This window comes from Williamsia sp. (genome assembly GCF_016462415.1).
Classification (GTDB): domain Bacteria; phylum Actinomycetota; class Actinomycetes; order Mycobacteriales; family Mycobacteriaceae; genus Williamsia_A.
Map to the genome: position 1 here is coordinate 1 of NZ_JAEMTF010000085.1, position 18,965 is coordinate 18,965.

Genomic DNA, 18,965 nt, shown 5'->3' on the forward strand with positions numbered 1-18,965 from the left:
CAGCAGACACTGTTCCGCATGCTCAGTCGCCGAGGCTCGGTCTACTTCGGCTGACGTCGTCCACAACCCACGGCGCTCGGAGTCGTCGGCTGCATGATGCGCCCGACATGCCTCAGCGGGGTGGGTTGTGGCGAGGGCTCCGATGTCGGTTGGACCGGACGATGTCGAGAATCACCTGTTCGCTGACGGTCCACCTGTGGACGACGTCGGGGTAGGTGAACCGCACGGGTAAGTAGCCGCGACGGACGGCCTCGCGATCGCGTCGTCGATCCTCCGCGAATTTCTCGAGCCCGGTGTGGAATTGTTCGCCGTCGACTTCGACGATCAGGCGTTCGCCGACCAGGAGGTCGACCCACCCCACCCCGGCGATCTGCACCTGGGGTGTGGCCGCGATGCGCCGACCACGAAGCCTCAGACGAACCATGGTCTCGGTACCGGATTGCGCGCGCCCGTCGCACTTGTCGAGCAGGCGTCGCGTGGAAGCAGGCGCGTCCGACACGGTGTCCGCGAGATCCTGCACCGTCATCAGATGCTTGTTCAGAATCGAGTCGCACACGACGACGACACCTTCGTCGTCGGGACATCGCACGGCGTGCCGGAGTGCCACCGCCAACCCATCGACCGGCCCGACCTCGATCGCGTAACCGCCGTGTTGGGAGCAGAAAGGCTCGGAACGTCGACGATTTTCCGAGTTCGCCCGTACGTGAAGGTTCGTGATGTGTTCGGGCACCCACACGCCGTGCATACGAAGGGCAGAGAGACAGCTCAGTACCCCGCCACGGGCGACCGCGGCTACGACCGAGGGGTCGGCGTATCGCGTTGCGTACCAACCGCGGCGGAGACGAATGAGGTCCCCTTCGGCCACTGCTGACCTCACCTGAGCCTGCGTGTGACCACGACCCACCAAGGTCCGCCAGCTGTAGACCCCCACGTCTTCCATCGGGTCAGTGTGTGTCCGCCGGGTGACCACATCTGATGAGCGGTGGAGTCATCCACAACCCACGTCGCTACACCCCGATCTGTGCACAAAGCAGCCGACCGGGCTCAGAGGTGTGGGTTGTGGACCAGAGTCAGTCGCGGAACTTGCGGACCGCGGCGACAGCGCCGCCACCGGCGGCACCGAGCAGGACCGCGGTGGGCAGACCGATCTTGGCGGCCTTGCGGGCGGTGCGGTAGTCGCGGATCTCCCACCCGCGCACCCGGGCGACATCGCGCAGGTCGGCGTCGGGGTTGATCGCCACGGCGGTACCGCACAGCGACAGCATCGGGACATCGTTGTGGGAATCGGAGTACGCGGTACATCGCTTCAGGTTCAGACCCTCACGAATGGCCAACGTACGCACCGCGTGTGCCTTGCCGAGGCCGTGCAGGATGTCGCCGACGAGGCGACCAGTGAACTTCCCGTCGACACTCTCGGCGACCGTCCCGAGGGCGCCGGTGAGGCCGAGGCGGTCGGCGATGGTCTGGGCGAGTTCGACCGGTGTCGCGGTGACGAGCCAGACCTGCTGGCCGGCGTCGAGGTGCATCTGCGCGAGGGTGCGCGTGCCCGGCCAGATCTTGTCGGCGATGGTCTCGTCGAAGATCTCCTCGCCGAGGCGGACCAACTCCTCGGTCGAGCGGCCCGCGATGAACGACAGCGCTTTCTCCCGACCGGAGGCGACGTCGTCGGCGTTCTCTCGCCCGGTCACCCGGAACTTGGCCTGCGCCCAGATGAACTCGGCCATGTCGCGGTAGGAGAAGTAGTCGCGGGCGGCCAGTCCGCGGGCGAAGTGCACGATCGATGCGCCCTGGACCAGGGTGTTGTCGACGTCGAAGAACGCGGCCGCGGTCAGGTCCGGCGGGACGTCGGTGGGGGCGCCGGGCTCGTCGTTCTCACCGTCGTCGAGGCGGGTGCGTTCCTGCAGCGTCGCGTAGGCGGCCTGCGCGCTGGCCTCGCCGGCCAGGGAGTGACGTAGTTCGGCGGCGGACTGACGGAACCGGCCGACCCGACCCGATCCGGAGGCGCGACCTGCCCGCGAGGTGATCCAGTGGCTGACGGTGCCGCCGGCGTCACGCTCGTCGGACGGATCGGCGCTCGCATCGGGGTCGGGTCCGGCCAGGACCGCCTCGGAATCGGCGACACCACCGGTCTGCGCCGCGACCGGGTCCACGGCGTCGTCGTGCTCCCGGTCCGGACCGGTCTCGCCGGGCGTATCGGTCACCCCATCGCCTCCTGCTCGCTCACGGCCCCAGCGTAGTCGCACGGCGAGGGCGCACCGCAGAAAAGGTGACGTGCGGAGCAGGTGCACAATCGAATCCGTGGTCGTCACCCTTCTCACCCGTGCCGGATGCCCCGCGTGCGCCCGCGCGCTCGACGAGTTGCGCGAGGTCTGCGCCGGGTATGACGCACCCCTGACCGTCGTCGACGTCGACGAGGCCGCCGCGCACGACCCCGAACTGCGCGCCGAGTTCGGCGACCGTCTGCCGGTGGTCCTGCTCGACGACCGCGAGCACAGTTACGGCGAGGTGGACCGGCCGCGGCTGCACCGGGATCTGACTGCCCTGCGAGAACAAGCGTGACCCTTTTGTGAACGCATTCACAAGCGGTATACGCTCGATTCGGTTATCCGCGCCGCCAACGACGACGGGCGCGGACACGATGAGTCGGAGCCAGTAGATGCCCAGATCACCCGAAGAGAACGGGTCGTCCATCCCGGACGCGTCGGTCGCCCGGTTGGCCACCTACCTGCACGTGTTGCGCCTGTTCAGCGAGCACGGGGTGCTCGTCACCTCCAGCGGACAGCTCGCCACCGCCGCGGGCGTCAACTCCGCGATCCTGCGCAAGGACCTCTCCCACGTCGGCGCCAACGGGGTACGCGGCGTCGGCTACGACGTCCGGCGCCTCACCGCCCGCATCGCCCTGGCCCTGCACACCGAGGACACCCACAACGTGGCGTTGGCCGGTGCGGGCTTCCTCGGACGGGCACTGCTCGCCCACACGGGTCTGGGCCGCGGGTTCACCGTCGTTGCGATGTTCGACACTGACCCCGACCTCATCGGTACGACATTCCCCGCAGCCGGTGTTGAACTGACCGTGGCACCGATGACCGATCTCGCCGAACACTGCGTGGCGAAAGGTGTCGACATCGCCGTCGTGGCGACGTCGGACGCGATCGCGCAGCAGACCTGTGACGCCTTCGTGCGCGCAGGCGTCCGGCAGATCCTCAACTTCACGACGGTGTCGTTGCACACCTCCTCCGACGTCTACATCCGTCCGGTGGACCTCGCCCTCGAACTCCAGGTCCTCGCGTTCAACGCGTCCCGTAACGCGGGCGAGGAACTGACCACGAAACCCGCCGCCGACGACACGGCTTCCCACATGTCGACGGCTCAGAGATCGGTAGCAGTGTGAGTATCTTCCTGTTCGGTGTGTCCCACCGCAGCGCACCCGTGTCGGTGCTGGAGCGGTTGGCCATCTCCGACGACGCCCGCCCGAAGCTCGTCGACGCACTGCTGGAGACGCCGCAGATCTCCGAGGTGATGATCGTCTCCACGTGCAACCGCGTCGAGATCTACGCAGTCGTCGACGCCTTCCACCCCGCCCTCGAGGCGGTGGGCGCGGTCATCGGTGAGCACTCCGGCATGACCGTCAACCAGATGACCAGCCACGCCTACGTGCGCTACTCCGAGGCCGCGGTCGAGCATCTGTTCACCGTCGCCGCGGGCCTGGACTCGATGGTCGTCGGCGAGCAGCAGATCCTCGGCCAGATCCGTGCGGCCTATGCCAGTGCCGACGAGAACTCCTCGGCCGGACGTGTCCTGCACGAACTGGCGCAGCAGGCGCTGCGCGTGGGCAAGCGCGTCCACAGCGAGACCGGCATCGACCGCGCGGGGGCATCGGTCGTGTCGGTGGCCCTCGAGCGCGCCAAGGCGCTGCTGGGCACCCGTGGCGAGCCCGGCACGATCGACTCGGCCGTGGTCCTCGGCGCCGGCGCGATGGGTGGCCTCGCGGCCGCGCATCTGGCCCGCGACGGGGTCACCGAGCTGCGTGTCGTCAACCGCACCACCGAGAAGGCCGAGCACCTCGCGGCCAATGTCGCCAAGAACCACGGGGTCCGTGCGTCCGCGGTCCCGATGTCCGGGCTCGCCGGTGCGCTGGCCGACGCCGACGTCCTGGTGAGCTGTACCGGCACGGTCGGCTCGCTGGTCACCGTCGGTGAGGTGCACTCGGCGCTGGCCGCCCGCACCCAGTCGACCCCGCTGGTCATCTGCGACCTCGGACTGCCCCGCAACGTCGATCCGGCCGCCGCGCGGCTGCCCGGCGTGCACATCGTCGACATCGAGGGACTGCGCGGCGACGGCGCCACCCAGGCCGCCGCGGCCGACACCGCCGCCGCCCGCGACATCGTCGCCGGCGAGCTGGCCGACTACCTGACCCATCAGCGCCAGGCCGAGGTGACCCCCACCGTGACCGCGCTCCGCCAGCGTGCCGCGGAGATGGTCGAGGCCGAGATCATGCGGCTGGAGACCAAGCTCCCCGGTCTCGACGACCCGCAACGCGACGAGGTCGCCAAGGCGGTCCGCCGCGTCGTCGACAAGCTCCTGCACGCTCCGACGGTCCGGGTGAAGCAGCTCGCGTCGACCCCGCAGGGCGATCACTACGCCGAGGCTCTGCGTGAACTCTTCGAACTCACTCCCGGTGCAGCGGAGTCGGTCTCGGCGCCCGAGACCGGCCTTCCCGGTGAGTTGCGCGCACGAGGCGACCGTTGACGATAAAGATCGGCACGCGGGGATCGCTTCTCGCGAGGACGCAGTCGGGGGTCATCCGTGATCAGCTGATCGCCGCCGGGCACCCGGCCGAACTGGTCATCGTGACGACCGCAGGCGATCTGTCGGCCGCCCCGGTGGCCGAGATCGGCATCGGGGTGTTCACCACCGCCATCCGCAACGCCCTGCACGCCGGGGAGATCGACGTGGCGGTGCACTCCTACAAGGATCTGCCCACCGCGCCCGACCCGGTGTTGACCATCGCCGCGGTGCCGCCCCGTGAGGACTCCCGGGACGCGTTGGTGGCGTCGGGTGGTCGGGTGTTGGGCGAGCTGCCCGCGGGTTCGACGGTGGGGACGTCCGCTCCGCGGCGGGTCGCGCAGCTTAACGCACTGGGTCTCGGTTTGGAAATCCGCCCCCTACGAGGCAACCTAGATTCTCGGTTGGGCAAAGTCGCCAGCGGTGAGCTCGATGCAGTGGTTGTGGCCCGTGCAGGGTTGGTTCGAATCGGTCGTGCCGATGAGGTCACCGAGGCGTTCGATCCGGTGGTGCTGCTACCGGCACCCGCACAGGGCGCTCTGGCTGTGGAGTGCCGCTCCGACGATGCCGAACTGGTGAGCATTCTCGCCGAGTTGGACGACGCCCCCACGCGGGCAGCGGTCGACGCCGAGCGCGCAGTGTTGGCGGCCCTCGAGGCCGGGTGCACTGCTCCGGTCGGAGCGATCGCCGAGGTGGTGGAGTCGATCGACGACGACGGGCGCATTTTCACCGAGCTGTCGCTGCGTGCGGCGGTCGCGGCCGAGGACGGATCCGAGGTGATCCGATCGTCGGTGGTGGGCCCCGTGGACAACGCCGTGGCGCTCGGTCGGGAACTCGCCGCAGAACTACTGGATCGCGGGGCCGCCGAGGTCATGCGCAACCGGTAGCCACACCGACAGACCCGGACACGGGTCGCAGAAAGCGCAAACGTATGAGCCGCATGAAGAAGGCACATCCGGGTCGGATCCTGTTCGTGGGGTCGGGCCCAGGAGATCCGGCGCTGCTGACGGTACGCGCCCGAGATGCCATCGAGAACGCCGGCACGGTGTTCGTCGATCCCGATGTCCCGGCCGGTGTGATCGCCCTGATCGGCGCCAACGTGGCCCCCGAACCGACCGCACCCGCTGCCCCGGTTGCCGCCGACGCAGCCACCGATGACAGCGCCCCCACCGGACCCGTCGCGGTCGAGAACGATTCGATCGTCGACCCCGAGGAGACCGGTGCGCGGGTTCGCCCGGCGCTCGGTGATCCGGCCGAGGTGGCCAAGACCCTCATCGCCGTGGCCAAGGGCGGCGACGACGTCGTCCGCGTGGTCGCGGGCGATCCCCTGACCACCGACTCGGTCCTGGCCGAGGTCAACGCCGTCGCGCGGACCTCGATCGGCTTCGAGGTCATCCCCGGACTGCCCGCCGCCGCGGCGGTCCCCAGCTACGCGGGCATGCCGCTCGGCTCGGGTCACACCGAGGCCGACGTCCGCGGCGAGGTGGACTGGGCCGCTCTGGCCGCAGCCCCCGGACCGCTGGTGCTGCACGCCACGGCCGGTCACCTCGCGGAGACCGCGAGCGCCCTGACCGAACACGGCGTCGCCGCGCAGACCCCGGTCGCCGTGACGGTCAACGGCACCACGTGTCAGCAGCGCACCATCGAGGCGACGCTGGCCACCCTCAACGACAAGGGTGCAGGCCTGCAGGGCCCGCTCATCGTCACCATCGGCAAGGTCGTCACCCAGCGCAGCCGCCTGAGTTGGTGGGAGTCGCGTGCGCTGTACGGCTGGACCGTGCTCGTGCCGCGCACCAAGGACCAGGCCGGCGACATGAGCGATCGGCTCGTCGTCCACGGCGCCATGCCGATGGAGGTCCCCACGATCGCGGTGGAGCCGCCGCGTAGTCCGGCGCAGATGGAACGCGCCGTCAAGGGACTCGTCGACGGTCGCTACCAGTGGGTCGTCTTCACCTCCACCAACGCGGTGCGTGCGGTGTGGGAGAAGTTCGCCGAGTTCGGTTTGGACGCACGCGCTTTCAGCGGCGTCAAGATCGCCTGCGTCGGCGAGGCGACCGCGGCCAAGGTGCGTACCTTCGGCATCAACCCCGAGCTGATCCCGAGTGGCGAGCAGTCGTCGCTGGGTCTGCTCGACGACTTCCCGCCGTATGACGACGTCTTCGACCCGGTGAACCGGATCCTGTTGCCGCGTGCGGACATCGCGACCGAGACGCTGTCGGAGGGTCTGCGTGAGCGGGGCTGGGAGATCGACGACGTCACCGCGTACCGCACCGTTCGCGCGGCGCCGCCGCCGGCGACGACCCGCGAGATGATCAAGACCGGTGGGTTCGACGCGGTCTGCTTCACCTCGAGTTCGACGGTGCGCAACCTCGTCGGTATCGCCGGGAAGCCGCACGCGCGCACCATCGTTGCGTGCATCGGACCCAAGACGGCCGAGACCGCGATCGAGTTCGGGCTGCGCGTCGACGTCCAGCCGGAGACCGCTTCGGTCCCCGACCTGGTCGAGGCCCTGGCCGAGCACGCCACCCGACTGCGCGCCGAAGGGGCTCTGCCCCCTCCGCGCAAGAAGGCCCGTCGCTCGCGGTCCTGATCGTCCACAACCAACGCCGCACAGCTGCGTTGGGTGCACACCGCATCCAACGACGCTGTGCGGTGTGGTTTCTGGAGGGTCGTAGGGTGGACTCATGACCGACCGTCCGTACATCCGGCCCCGTCGTCTGCGCACCACCCCGGCGATGCGTCGCCTGGTGGCGCAGACGTCGTTGGAGCCGCGACACCTCGTGCTGCCGGTGTTCGTCGCCGACGGCCTGTCCGAGCCCAACCCGATCGCATCCATGCCGGGCGTCGTCCAGCACACCCTCGACTCGGTGCGCACTGCCGCGGCCCAGGCCGTCGAGGCCGGTGTCGGCGGGCTGATGCTGTTCGGTGTCCCGGCCGCCGGTGACAAGGACGCGACGGGTTCGGGTGCCGACGATCCCGACGGGATCCTCAACCGTGCGTTGGCCGCATTGCGGTCCGACCTCGGCGATTCGACCGTGCTGATGGCCGACACCTGTCTCGACGAGTTCACCGACCACGGGCACTGTGGCGTCCTCGACGCCGAGGGGCGCGTCGACAACGACGCCACCCTCGAGCGCTACGTGTCGATGGCGCTGGCGCAGGTCGAGGCGGGCGCTCACCTGCTCGGCCCGAGCGGGATGATGGACGGCCAGGTCGGCGCGATCCGTGCCGCGCTCGACGCCGCCGGGCACACCGACGCCGGGATCCTCGCCTACACCGCGAAGTACTCGTCCGCTTTCTACGGCCCGTTCCGCGAGGCGGTGGGCAGTTCGTTGCAGGGCGATCGTCGGACCTACCAACAGGACCCGGCCAACCGCGACGAGGCGATCCGCGAGCTCGAACTCGACCTCGCCGAGGGCGCCGACATCGTCATGGTCAAGCCCGCGATGAGCTACCTCGACATCGTCCGCGACGTCGCCGAGGCAGTGGTCGTGCCGGTCGCGGCCTACCAGATCTCCGGCGAGTACTCGATGATCACCGCGGCCGCCGAACGCGGCTGGATCGATCGTGACGCCGCCATCCTCGAGTCGCTGACCTCGATCCGACGGGCAGGCGCCGACATCGTGCTGACCTACTGGGCAACCGAGGTCGCCGCCAGGCTCCACTAGTCTGGGGCCATGTCTCAACCCCCGAATCCGTGGCCCCAGGGCTCGTGGCCCCCGGATCCGTCGCACAACAAGGGTGAGTCGGGGAAGCCGACGCTCGTGAACTCGATGGCCATCGCGACCGAGCTGTGGCTCGTGGTGGTGCTCTGCCAGATCATCGCGTCGATCGGCGAGTACTCCACGGTCACCCAATCCTTCCGTGACTCGGTGCGCGAGACGAAGGGCGCAACAGCACAAGAGGTCGACCTCGTCACGTCCAGCGGGTTCCTGGTCGGGGTGTTCGTCGTGGCCACCGCGATCATCGCGGCCGTGTCGCTGCTCATCGTCTGGCTGGCCCGCACCGGCCACAACTGGGCCCGCCTCGTGCTGTCGTTCTTCAGCGCGTTCCTGGTGGTCCAGGCCGTGCTCGCGCTCTTCGGTGGCAACGGCGCCACCTGGGCGATGATCCCCACCGTGATCGGCGGGGTGGCCGCCCTGGGCGCCGCGTACCTGCTGCTGCAGCGCGAGACCGAGACCTACTGCAAGGCGATGGCGACGTATCGCAAGTCCGGCGGAACGCCTCCGCCCGGTCCCGGGTGGCCGCCGAACGGTGGTCCGCCGCCGGGTCAGTACTTCCCGCACGGTCAGTACCCGCAGCAGGGGTCGTATCCGTACCCGCCACAGCAGCAGTACCCCGATCCCAACCGCTACCAGCCGCGCGACGACGATCGACGGGACGACTCCGGGGGCAACCGATGACGAAACCAGGACCCGCGGCGACGCCGAAGCTCGCGGTGTGGGCGGTACGTCTGTGGATCGCGTCGGGCGTGCTGTTCCTCGTCTCGGCGGCGTGGTTCCTGATCATCGGGATCGGCAGCGCCAACGCCTTCGGTATCGGTCTCGGCGTGGTCAGCGCGGGTGTGGGCGTCGGGATGCTGCTGCTGACCCGGCGCACCGGCTCCGGCGATCCGCGCTGGCGGTCGGTACTCGCCGTGCTGTCGTTGACGGCCACCGTGCTCGGCATGTTGATGGCGGCGCTGTTCCTCGACCCGTTCCTGTTGATCAGCGGGATCGTCGGGCTGATCGGCTCGATGATGGCCTACCGCCCGGCCGCCGAGCCGTGGTTCACCCGCGGGGGTGTCGGTGGCTGACGCCCCCGATTCTCCCGAGACCCCGGGTGCCGACGAGTGGAACACCTCGGTGGTGCCGGGACGAGTGCTGTTCCGCGAGAACGGTGGCAGCTGGTGGGTCGTGTCGATCGGCCCGATCCTCGTGGCCGCGGTGCTGCTGACCGAGCTGTTCGGTGGGGGACAGGTGCACTGGCCGGTGCTGTCGATCTTCCTGGTCATCATCACCGGCTTCTCGGCGATCCAGGTCTACGCCGCGCGACAGCACGTCGGGGTGGTCCTCACCGACACGACCCTCAAGCAGGGCACGCGCACCATCGCCCTGGCCGACATCACACGGATCTACCCGGAGAACACCAACCCCGAGCCCGAGAAGTGGGAGAGTGCGCCGGCGATCGGTGAACTGCGGGCCGTGCCGCGACGCCGTACCGGCATCGGGGTCCGCATGACATCGGGCAAGTTGGCGCAGGCGTGGGCCCGCGACCACCAGCGTCTCCGCGTCGAGCTCTCCGAGGCCCACCTGGCCATGCAGATGGGCCTGCCGCCTCGGGACGACACGTGACCCCGGGCGGCCGCCGTCTCGTCGCGGTCGTGGGAGTAGTCGTCGGAGTCGTGCTCGTGGCTGCTGCGATCTGGTTGTGGCGCAGCGGGATCGAGACGAGCAGCTACCCGCCGGTGGAACTCGACGGCAAGCTGATCTCCGGACCGTACGAACTGACCCGGTACTCGGGAAGTCGGATCGGCGGAGCCACGGTCATCGCGCTGGCAGCGCTGCTCGTCCTCGCGTTCTCGGTACGAGCAGCGCTCACCAGACGCGGCCGCTGACACCCGACAGGGGTCAGTGCATCTGCACCGTCAACAGCGCCTCGGGGACACCGAACGCGTCGACGAGGGTCTTGGCGTGCGGACGCAGCTGCGCGCACAGATCGTTGACGCCACGGCGGATGGCCTTGGCGCGCTCCACCGAGATGTGGCGGTGCATCAGGAACCAGTCGAGGTCGTTCTCCAGCGCGGAGTAGACGTACAGGTCACAGACGGTGCCGAGCAGCTCGGTCGCCGCCTTGCTGTCGCACCCCTCGATGCCCTCGATGAACGCTTCCAGCACAACGCGTTCCATGTGCGCGTGGCCCACCTTCAGCAGGTGGTCCTGAGCGGCGTTGAACACCTCGAACGGGTCGTTGCCCTCCTCGGTGGCGCGCCGCAGCCGGTTGGCGCAGGTACGCAGCAGGTGGTCCTCGCGGTTGCGGAACAGCCGGATCTGCGTGCCGCGGTTGGACAGTTCCGATTCCTCGGTGTCCTCGTCGGACGAATCCATCAGCGTCTGCACGACCTGGCGGGCCGCCGACTTCTCCAGCACGACGTCGCGGGCCATGTTCGCGATGAAGCGCGCCCAGCCGACCGTGTTGAGGCCACGGACGTCCTCGGCGTAGGCCGAGAGCAGCTCCTTGGCCAGCAGCTGGGTGAGGACGGTGTTGTCGCCCTCGAACGTGGTGAACACGTCGATGTCGCCACGCATGATCGACAGCTGGTTCTCGTCGAGGTAACCGGCGCCGCCGCACGCCTCGCGCGCGACGTTGATCGAATGCGATGCGTGCCAGGTGGTCATGGCCTTGAGGCCGGCGGCGAGGCTCTCCAGCTGACGCTGACGGCCGGCGAACGAGTCGTCACCCTCAGTCGACTCGGGGTTCGCGGTCTGCACCTCGTGCAGCTCCTCGGTGACCTCGTTCTGCGCGAAGTTCAACGCATACGACTTCGCGATGAGCGGCAACAGCTTTCGCTGGTGCGCGAGGTAGTCCATGATCACGATCTCGTTGTCGGAGTCGGGTGCCTCGAACTGCCGACGGGTCAATCCGTAGCGGGTGGCGATGGCGAGTGCCTTGCGACCGGCCGCGCCTGCCGTGGCCGCGACGCTGATGCGCCCACGGATCAGGGTGCCGAGCATCGTGAAGAAGCGACGGTTCTCGTTCTCGATCGGCGAGTGGTAGGTGCCGTCGGCGTCAACATCGGCGTACTTGTTGAGCAGGTTCTCGCGCGGGATGCGCACCTTGTCGAACCGCAGCCGACCGTTGTCGACGCCGGCGAGACCGCCCTTGGGGCCGTCGTCGCCGATGCTCACGCCGGGAAGGGCGTTGCCCTTGTCGTCGCGCAGCGGCACCACGAAACAGTGGACGCCCCGGCCGGTGGGCTCCTCACCCGGACCGCCGGTCACGAGCTGGGCGAACACCGATGCGACGGTGGCGTGTTGGGCTGCGCCGCCGATGTAGTCCTTGGTGGCCGACTCGGTGGTCGAGTGCACGACGAACTCGTCGGAGTCGGCGTCGTAGGTGGCGACGGTCTCCAGCGCCTGGACGTTCGAGCCGTGGCCGGTCTCCGTCATGGCGAAACAGCCGAGCAGGTCGAGGTTGATCAGGTCGGTGACGTAGCGGTCGTGGTGCCGCTGGGTGCCGAGGTTCTCGATGGCGCCGCCGAACAGACCCCACTGCACGCCCGCCTTCACCATCAGCGACAGGTCGGCGTACCCGAGCATCTCGATGCTGGTGATCGCCGCGCCCACGTCGCCGGTGCCGCCGTGCTCCGGGCGGAAACCCGCCGCCGCGAAGTCGAGCTGTGCGAGCTCGCCGAGCTTCGCGAACGTGGCGTCCCGCGCTTCCTGCATCGACAGGGTCGGGTCCGGCAACAGGTCGGTGCGGTCCATGTGGGCGCGGGCATAGTTACGGACGTCGCGCCACTTGCCGTCGAGCGTGTACTTCAGGTTGTCGACCACCAGGCCCTGGTCCACGGCTTCATCGTGGTCGGACGATGTGACATCGGATGAACGATCTTCGGGCTGCGTTGCCTGGGTGACGGTCATGTCTCCGATATTACTGGCGAGTAACCCCGACGGCATCGCGTTCATGATCACAAAAAGCGCGGTCTTCGTGACGAGAGTCGCCGGAGAGTCACGGAATGGGCACGCTCCGGCCCACCGATCACACCGCGGGCTGCTGTTGGGTGATGCAGTGCACCCCGCCGCCGCGGGCGAACAGCGGTCGGGCGTCGATGCCGATGATCGTCCGCCCTGGATAGGCGTCGGCCAGGATCCCCGCGGCCGCGTCGTCGCGCGGGTCGTCGAAACGGCAGGCGATGACGGCGTCGTTGATCACGAGGTGGTTGATGTAGCTGTGGTCGACGAAACCCTCGCTGTCGGTCAGTCCCGCCGGGGCCGGGACACCGATGATGTCGAAGCTGCGCCCCTGGGCATCCGTCGCATCGGACAGCAGCCGCCTGATCTCGGCGGACACCGCGTGGTCGGGATGTGTGGGGTCGGTCTGTTCGTGCACCAGCACCGTGCCCGGGGTGGGGATGGCGGCGACGATGTCGACGTGGCCGCGCGTGCCGAAGGTCTCGTTGTCGCGCGTCAGTCCGTAGGGCAGCCAGATCGCGGTGGTGGTCCCGATCGTGCGCGCCAGTTCGGCCTCCACCTGCGCGGCCGTCCACTCGCTGTTGCGGCCCTGGCCCAACTGGACGGTTTCGGTCAGCAGCACGGTGCCACTGCCGTCGACCTGAAAACCGCCGCCCTCGTTGATCATCGGCGAGGTGATCAGCTCGGCGCCGGACAACTCGGCGATCAGCTTCCCGATGTGCTGGTCGTGATCCCAGGTAGCCCACTCGGCGGCACCCCAGCCGTTGAACACCCAGTCGACCGCTCCGAGGCGGCCCGTTTCGTCGTCGACGACGAAGGTCGGTCCGATGTCGCGGGCCCACGCGTCGTCCAGAGGTGCCTCCACGACGGTGATCTCCGACGACAGGTAGCGCCGGGCGTGGTCGATCTCGCCGGGGTCGACCAGCACCGTGACGGGCTCGTGGTCGGCGATGGCGTGTGCGACCTCCGCCCAGGTCCGCCGCGCCTCGTCACGTTCGGACTCGGTGTCGCCCAATGAGTAACCGGTCACCGGATAAGCCATCCACACCCGTTCCTGGGGTACGCCCTCGGCGGGTTGACGCCACGTCATGGCACGACGATCGGCGCGGTCAGCGACGTGTAGGTGTCGGGGCGGCGGGTGGCCAGGAACGGGAACAGGGCCAGCCAGTCCCGTCGTTGGTCGAGGTCGAGATCTGCGACCAGCGTGACCGACTCGTCGCGGGGGGCCGCAACCAGGATGCGGCCGTAGGGATCACAGATGAACGACGATCCGTAGAACGTGATCGCGCCCTCGTCGCCATGGCGGTTGGGGACGATCATGAAGGTGGCGTTGGCGATGGCGTTGCCGACGATGACCTGCTGCCACTGCGGCTGGGTGTCGAAGTCGGGGAAGTCGGGTTCGGAGCCGATGGCCGTGGGGTAGACCAGGATCTCCGCGCCGGCGATCGAGTAGCTGCGGGTGACCTCGGCGAACCATTCGTCCCAGCACGTCGGGAACCCGAACGCCGCGGGCAGTCCCTCCGGACGGTGCACGGGGTAGGGATCGTCGGCCGGTCCGGCGCGGAAGTAGGTGTCCTCGTAGTAGCCGGGGCTGATCGGGATGTGGAGCTTGTGGGTGTGGGCGACGATCTCACCCTGCGGCGAGACGAGGATCGCGGTGTTGAGGCCGAGCCCGTCCGGGGAGGAACCGTCGGTTGCCGGGGCCTGCTGGTAGAGCGAGGCGTGCACGAAGATGTCGTGCTCCCGGGCCATCTCGGCGGCGAAGGTGGCCGTCGGTCCGGTGTGCAGGTCCTCGGCGTCGGCTCCGGGGTTGTCCCCCGCGCGGACGAACGCCGGGTACTGCCGCAGCGTGAGCTCCGGGAGGAACACCGCGGCCGCTCCCGCCTGGGCGGCCGCGGCGATGCCGTCGGCCAGTTCTGCGCGCAACGCGGCGGGATCGGCATGCCACCGGTGCTGCACAAGGGCCACCCGGAGCGGCTGGCGTGTCGGCTCGTCGTATCGGCTGAGCGCCGGCGGAATGGCAGGTGCGGTGATCGTACGCATGTGAGGATCTCCCGGAATCCAATTAAACGAATGATGTTCGTTTTACGATAAGCCCAGCGTGGCCGCTGTGCAACAGAAACCGCGATTTCCCGTTCGTCCCTTTTGGAGTGAAACGAAACAGCCGGGAAACACAATGTGTGCAGAATGACGCAATCGCCGCGGGTTCGTCGCGGCCGTGGTGGAGGGTGAATGCGTGGCGGGGTATCTCGTGCGGAGGTTGCTGAACTACGTCGTCCTCCTGTTCATCGCGACCTTTCTGACCTACATGCTCGCGTCGCTGACCTTCGATCCGTTGGCCAACCTGCTCGGTCGGAACCCGCCTCCCTCGGCCGCGGTCATCGACGCCAAGCGCGCCGCCCTGCACCTGAACGACAACCCGGTTCTCCGGTACTTCAAGTGGTTGGGTGACCTGTTCACCGGCGACTTCGGGCAGACGGTGGCAGCGGGCTCGGTCAACGACGAGCTGTGGCGTCGCATCCTGGTCTCGTTGCGACTCGTCGTACTGGGGACCGTGCTCGGCGCCGTCATCGGCACCCTGGTCGGTGCCTACGGCGCGGTGCGGCAGTACAAGATCTTCGACCACGTCGCGACCATCGTCACCTTCGTGCTCATCAGCATCCCCATCCTGGTGCTCGCGCCGGTCCTGAAATACGTTGCCGTGCGGGTCAACCAGTCGACCGGCAGCGAGTTCTTCCAGTACACGGGGGAGACCTCGACCACCCTGGAACCCGGCCTGTGGAACGAGGTCATCGACCGGGCCCAGCACCTGGTGCTGCCGACGCTGGTGTTGGTGCTGTTCACGCTCGGCAGCTACAGCCGGTACATGCGCAGCTCGATGCTCGACGAACTGAACATGGACTACATCCGCACCGCGCGCGGCAAGGGGCTCACGCGTGGACGCGCGATCTTCCGCCACGGGTTCCGCACCGCTCTGATCCCGATGGCGACGCTGTTCGCGTTCGGCATGGGCGCGGTGATCACCGGCGCGACGTTCACCGAGCGTGTCTTCGGTTGGTACGGAATGGGCGACTGGCTGATCTACGGAATCACCAGCCAGGACATCAACATCACCATGGCGGTCTCGTTGTTCACCGCGCTGTCGGTGCTCATCTCCGGCATGCTGACCGACATCTTCACCGCGGCGCTCGATCCGCGCGTGCGGTACTGATCGCATGACGCGGACAGGGAGGATCTGACGATGGCGACACCCATCGAACCGATGTCGGTCTCGACGAGCGAGGCGGACCTCGCGATCGCCGGTGAGCTGACCGCGCCGATCAGCAGGCGCCGGCTCGTGCTGAGACGGTTCCTGCGCAACCGCCCGGCGTTGTTCGGCATCGTCGTGCTCGTGCTCATGTTCCTCGCGGCGTTCGTTCTGCCGCATCTGATCTCGTACACCTACGAGGAACTCGACCCGTACAACCTCAACACCCCGCCCACCACCCTGCACTGGTTCGGCACCAACCAGATCGGTCAGGACGTACTCGCCCAGACGCTGCGTGGTCTCCAGAAGTCGCTGATCATCGGCATCCTGGTGGCGGCGATCTCCACCGTGGTCGCCGGTGTCGTCGGCGCGGCCGCAGGGTACTTCGGCGGGTGGACCGACCGCGCGCTCATGTGGGTCGCCGACGTGCTGCTGGTGGTCCCGAGCTTCTTGATCATCGCGATCTGCAGCCCGTTCTTCAAGGACAAGAGCTTCCTGATCCTGGTGGTGTTGCTGGCCGCGTTCGCGTGGATGATCACCTCGCGCATCATCCGTGCGATGACGAGGTCTCTCCGGGAGCGCGAGTTCATCCGCGCCGCGAAGTATATGGGTGCGACGCCGCAGTCGATCATCGGCAAGCACATCCTGCCGTCGATGGCCTCGATCCTCATCGTGGACGTCACGCTCAACGTGGGCATCGCGATCATCGGCGAGGCGAGCCTGAGCTACTTCGGGTTCGGCGTGCAACGACCGGACGTCTCGCTCGGCACCCTCATCGCCGACGGCACATCGTCCGCGCTGACGTATCCGTGGTTGTTCGCATTCTGTTGTGGCGCGCTGGTTCTCATCGTGCTGGCCACCAACTTCGTCGGTGACGGACTCCGCGACGCCTTCGATCCGAATTCGACGAGAGGGCAGGCCCGTGGCTGACGTTCCGGTTCTGGAGGTCAGTGGCCTCGAGGTCACCTTCCCGAGCGAGGAGGGGCGGGTGACCGCCGTCCGTGGGCTCGACTACCGCGTCGACAAGGGCGAGGTGCTGGCGATCGTCGGTGAGTCGGGGTCGGGCAAGTCGGTCTCGTCTCTCGCGGTGATGGGGTTGCTCCCGCCCACCGCACGCGTCCGCGGTTCGATCGAGCTCAACGGACGGCAACTGCTGGGTCTCTCCGATCGCGAGATGTCCTCCGAGCGCGGGCGTTCGGTGGCCATGATCTCGCAGGATCCGCTGACCGCGCTGACCCCGATCTACCGGGTGGGCGACCAGATCGCCGAGGCCGTCCGGGTGCACAATCCGTCGATGAGTCGATCGGCCGCGCGGGAGCGCGCTGTCGAACTGTTGGACCTCGTCGGGATCGCCGAACCCGCGACACGTGCGCGCTCCTATCCGCACGAGTTCTCCGGGGGCATGCGCCAACGCGTGGTCATCGCGATGGCCATCGCCAACGACCCGGACCTGATCATCGCCGACGAGCCGACCACTGCTCTCGACGTCACCATCCAGGCCCAGATCCTCGATCTGTTGCGCACCGCGCGCGACGTCACCGGTGCCGGGGTCGTCTTCATCACTCACGACCTCGGTGTCGTTGCGGGCGTGGCGGATCGGGCGATGGTGATGTACGCCGGGCGTGCGGTGGAGACCGCGTCGGTCGACGAGCTCTACGCCCGACCGTCGATGCCGTACACGGTCGGGCTGCTGGGCTCGATCCCGCGCCCGGACCGGCCTGCGCAGCGCCGGCTGGTGCCGATCGAGGGAACGCCGCCCGCACTGGTCGATCTGCCCACCGGCTGCCCGTTCGCGCCTCGCTGTCCGGTACACATCGACGAGTGCGACACCGCCGAGCCGCCGCTGCTCGAGATCACTCCCGGTCACCGTGCGGCGTGCATCAACGTGACCGCGGCGACGGCCGGCACCGCCGCCGAGGTGTTCGACGTCGCGCCGGTCACCGAGAGCTCCACCGAACCGATCCTGGCAGAGAAGGCCGCGTCGACTCCGGTGTTGTCGGTCAGCGAGCTGCACAAGAGCTACCCAGTGTTCCGGGGATCGGTGTTGCGGCGCAAGGTCGGCGAGGTCGCAGCGGTCAACGGGATCAGCTTCGACATCCATGCCGGCAAGACGCTGGCCATCGTCGGCGAGTCCGGGTGTGGGAAGTCGACGACGCTGCTGGAGATCATGGACTTCGTCCGGCCGGAGCGTGGATCGGTGGAGATCAACGGGCGCAAGCCCTATGAGCTGAGCCGATCCGAGCAGCGCGCTCTGCGGGCGCACATCCAGATCGTGTTCCAGGACCCGATGGGTTCGCTCGACCCGCGGATGCCGGTGGGCGAGATCATCGCCGAGCCGTTGAAGATCAACGGCGTCGAGGCGGGTGAGCGCGTCAAGCGCGTTCGGGAGCTGATGGACACTGTCGGGATGCGGCCCGAGTTCGCCGATCGCTACCCCACGCAGTTCTCCGGCGGCCAGCGCCAGCGGGTCGGTATCGCACGCGCGATCGCGCTGCGGCCCAGCATTCTCGTCCTCGACGAACCGGTCTCGGCACTCGACGTGTCGATCCAGGCGGGCGTGCTGAACCTGCTGCAGGATCTGCAGGCCGAACTCGGGCTCGCGTACCTGTTCGTCTCCCACGATCTTTCGGTGGTCCGCCATCTCGCCGACGAGGTGGCGGTGATGCGTGATGGCGCGTTCGTGGAGAAGGGGCCCACCCAGCAGGTCTTCGAATCACCCACCGATCCCTACACGCGGGCATTGCTGGCCGCGATCCCGATCCCCGACCCGGTGCAGCAGCGCGACCGGATCGCAGCCGCTGCGGCCCTGGCCGGCGCGGTGTGAGAACTCCGACGACGATCCCCGACAGGCGTATGACGAAAGGTGAACCCATGAGGACGAGAACGATCCGGGCGTTGATCCCGGTCGCGGTGGCACTGACCACCGTCGGGCTGGTGGCCGGTTGTAGCTCCGGCAACACCGGTCCGGACAAGAATGCGCCAGCATCGTTCAGCGCCGGGGCGCAGATCAACCCGCACCCGATCAGTGATCTCAAGCAGGGCGGGAACATGAACTACCGCATCGAGTCGGTGATCCCCAACTACAACTACCTGCAGATCGACGGGACCAACGGCGATCTCAACCGCATCTATCTGGCAACCATGCCCACGCCGTTCATCGCGGCCGCGGACGCGAGCCTCACGGTCAACAAGAACTACTTCACCGACATCGTCGAGTCCGAGGTGAACGGCAAACAGACCATCACCTACGACATCAACCC

The 18,965-nt window shown here is 68.1% G+C and carries 18 protein-coding genes and 1 pseudogene; 14 read left to right on the forward strand and 5 right to left on the reverse strand.

Features of this window, described 5'->3' with window-relative positions; all coding sequences use genetic code 11:
* Positions 1-112: 112 nt before the first annotated feature.
* A complete protein-coding gene (locus tag JHC79_RS17570; RefSeq protein ID WP_296393184.1) occupies positions 113-556 on the reverse strand; it encodes a DUF559 domain-containing protein in 444 nt (147 codons plus the stop codon).
* 514 nt (positions 557-1,070) lie between these two features.
* Complete coding sequence (locus tag JHC79_RS17575; protein ID WP_296393187.1) at positions 1,071-2,201, reverse strand: HAD-IB family hydrolase; 1,131 nt, start codon at positions 2,199-2,201, stop codon at positions 1,071-1,073.
* Between the two features lie 97 nt (positions 2,202-2,298).
* Here JHC79_RS17575 and JHC79_RS17580 point away from each other — a divergent pair, with 97 nt between their 5' ends.
* The 10 genes from JHC79_RS17580 to JHC79_RS17625 all read left to right on the forward strand — a co-directional run bounded on the left by JHC79_RS17580 (position 2,299) and on the right by JHC79_RS17625 (position 10,381).
* Positions 2,299-2,559 (forward strand): glutaredoxin family protein, encoded by a 261-nt coding sequence (locus JHC79_RS17580; protein ID WP_296393189.1) that lies wholly within the window; start codon positions 2,299-2,301, stop codon positions 2,557-2,559.
* 97 nt (positions 2,560-2,656) lie between these two features.
* Positions 2,657-3,391 (forward strand): redox-sensing transcriptional repressor Rex, encoded by a 735-nt coding sequence (locus JHC79_RS17585; RefSeq protein WP_296393190.1) that lies wholly within the window; start codon positions 2,657-2,659, stop codon positions 3,389-3,391.
* A complete protein-coding gene (locus JHC79_RS17590; protein ID WP_296393192.1) occupies positions 3,388-4,749 on the forward strand; it encodes a glutamyl-tRNA reductase in 1,362 nt (453 codons plus the stop codon). Before JHC79_RS17585 ends, JHC79_RS17590 begins: the two co-directional genes overlap by 4 nt.
* Entirely contained in the window at positions 4,746-5,672 is a 927-nt protein-coding gene (gene hemC / locus JHC79_RS17595) for a hydroxymethylbilane synthase (protein WP_296393194.1), read from the forward strand. Before JHC79_RS17590 ends, hemC begins: the two co-directional genes overlap by 4 nt.
* Before the next feature lie 44 nt (positions 5,673-5,716).
* Positions 5,717-7,375, forward strand: coding sequence for a bifunctional uroporphyrinogen-III C-methyltransferase/uroporphyrinogen-III synthase (locus JHC79_RS17600; protein WP_296393196.1), 1,659 nt, complete (start codon positions 5,717-5,719; stop codon positions 7,373-7,375).
* Positions 7,376-7,469: 94 nt separating this feature from the next.
* Positions 7,470-8,453 carry a porphobilinogen synthase gene (hemB, locus tag JHC79_RS17605; protein ID WP_296393198.1) on the forward strand — a complete coding sequence of 328 codons (984 nt, stop codon included), beginning with the start codon at positions 7,470-7,472 and terminating at the stop codon, positions 8,451-8,453.
* A gap of 9 nt (positions 8,454-8,462) precedes the next feature.
* Entirely contained in the window at positions 8,463-9,188 is a 726-nt protein-coding gene (locus JHC79_RS17610) for a hypothetical protein (protein WP_296393200.1), read from the forward strand.
* Positions 9,185-9,580 carry a hypothetical protein gene (locus JHC79_RS17615; protein ID WP_296393202.1) on the forward strand — a complete coding sequence of 132 codons (396 nt, stop codon included), beginning with the start codon at positions 9,185-9,187 and terminating at the stop codon, positions 9,578-9,580. Before JHC79_RS17610 ends, JHC79_RS17615 begins: the two co-directional genes overlap by 4 nt.
* A complete protein-coding gene (locus tag JHC79_RS17620; protein WP_296393204.1) occupies positions 9,573-10,118 on the forward strand; it encodes a DUF3093 domain-containing protein in 546 nt (181 codons plus the stop codon). The genes JHC79_RS17615 and JHC79_RS17620 overlap by 8 nt, the downstream gene beginning before the upstream one ends.
* A complete protein-coding gene (locus JHC79_RS17625; protein ID WP_296393207.1) occupies positions 10,115-10,381 on the forward strand; it encodes a hypothetical protein in 267 nt (88 codons plus the stop codon). Before JHC79_RS17620 ends, JHC79_RS17625 begins: the two co-directional genes overlap by 4 nt.
* 13 nt (positions 10,382-10,394) lie before the next feature.
* Here JHC79_RS17625 and JHC79_RS17630 read toward each other — a convergent pair whose 3' ends face one another.
* From JHC79_RS17630 to JHC79_RS17640, 3 genes are all read right to left on the reverse strand, one after another.
* A complete protein-coding gene (locus tag JHC79_RS17630) occupies positions 10,395-12,407 on the reverse strand; it encodes an acyl-CoA dehydrogenase (RefSeq protein ID WP_296393209.1) in 2,013 nt (670 codons plus the stop codon).
* A gap of 118 nt (positions 12,408-12,525) precedes the next feature.
* Positions 12,526-13,548 (reverse strand): agmatine/peptidylarginine deiminase, encoded by a 1,023-nt coding sequence (locus JHC79_RS17635; protein ID WP_296393211.1) that lies wholly within the window; start codon positions 13,546-13,548, stop codon positions 12,526-12,528.
* Positions 13,545-14,501 (reverse strand): nitrilase-related carbon-nitrogen hydrolase, encoded by a 957-nt coding sequence (locus JHC79_RS17640; RefSeq protein WP_296393213.1) that lies wholly within the window; start codon positions 14,499-14,501, stop codon positions 13,545-13,547. Before JHC79_RS17640 ends, JHC79_RS17635 begins: the two co-directional genes overlap by 4 nt.
* 193 nt (positions 14,502-14,694) lie before the next feature.
* On the opposite strand from JHC79_RS17640, the gene JHC79_RS17645 reads away from it, so the two are divergent.
* The 4 genes and pseudogenes from JHC79_RS17645 to JHC79_RS17660 form a co-directional block, all read left to right on the forward strand.
* Positions 14,695-15,669, forward strand: a complete 975-nt coding sequence (locus tag JHC79_RS17645; protein ID WP_296393215.1) for an ABC transporter permease — start codon at positions 14,695-14,697, stop codon at positions 15,667-15,669.
* A gap of 51 nt (positions 15,670-15,720) precedes the next feature.
* Complete coding sequence (locus tag JHC79_RS17650) at positions 15,721-16,635, forward strand: ABC transporter permease (protein ID WP_296393220.1); 915 nt, start codon at positions 15,721-15,723, stop codon at positions 16,633-16,635.
* On the forward strand, positions 16,628-18,529 hold the full coding sequence (locus JHC79_RS17655) for an ABC transporter ATP-binding protein (RefSeq protein WP_296393218.1): 1,902 nt from the start codon (positions 16,628-16,630) through the stop codon (positions 18,527-18,529). The genes JHC79_RS17650 and JHC79_RS17655 overlap by 8 nt, the downstream gene beginning before the upstream one ends.
* Before the next feature lie 47 nt (positions 18,530-18,576).
* Positions 18,577-18,965: pseudogene (locus JHC79_RS17660) on the forward strand (ABC transporter family substrate-binding protein); the annotation flags it as partial.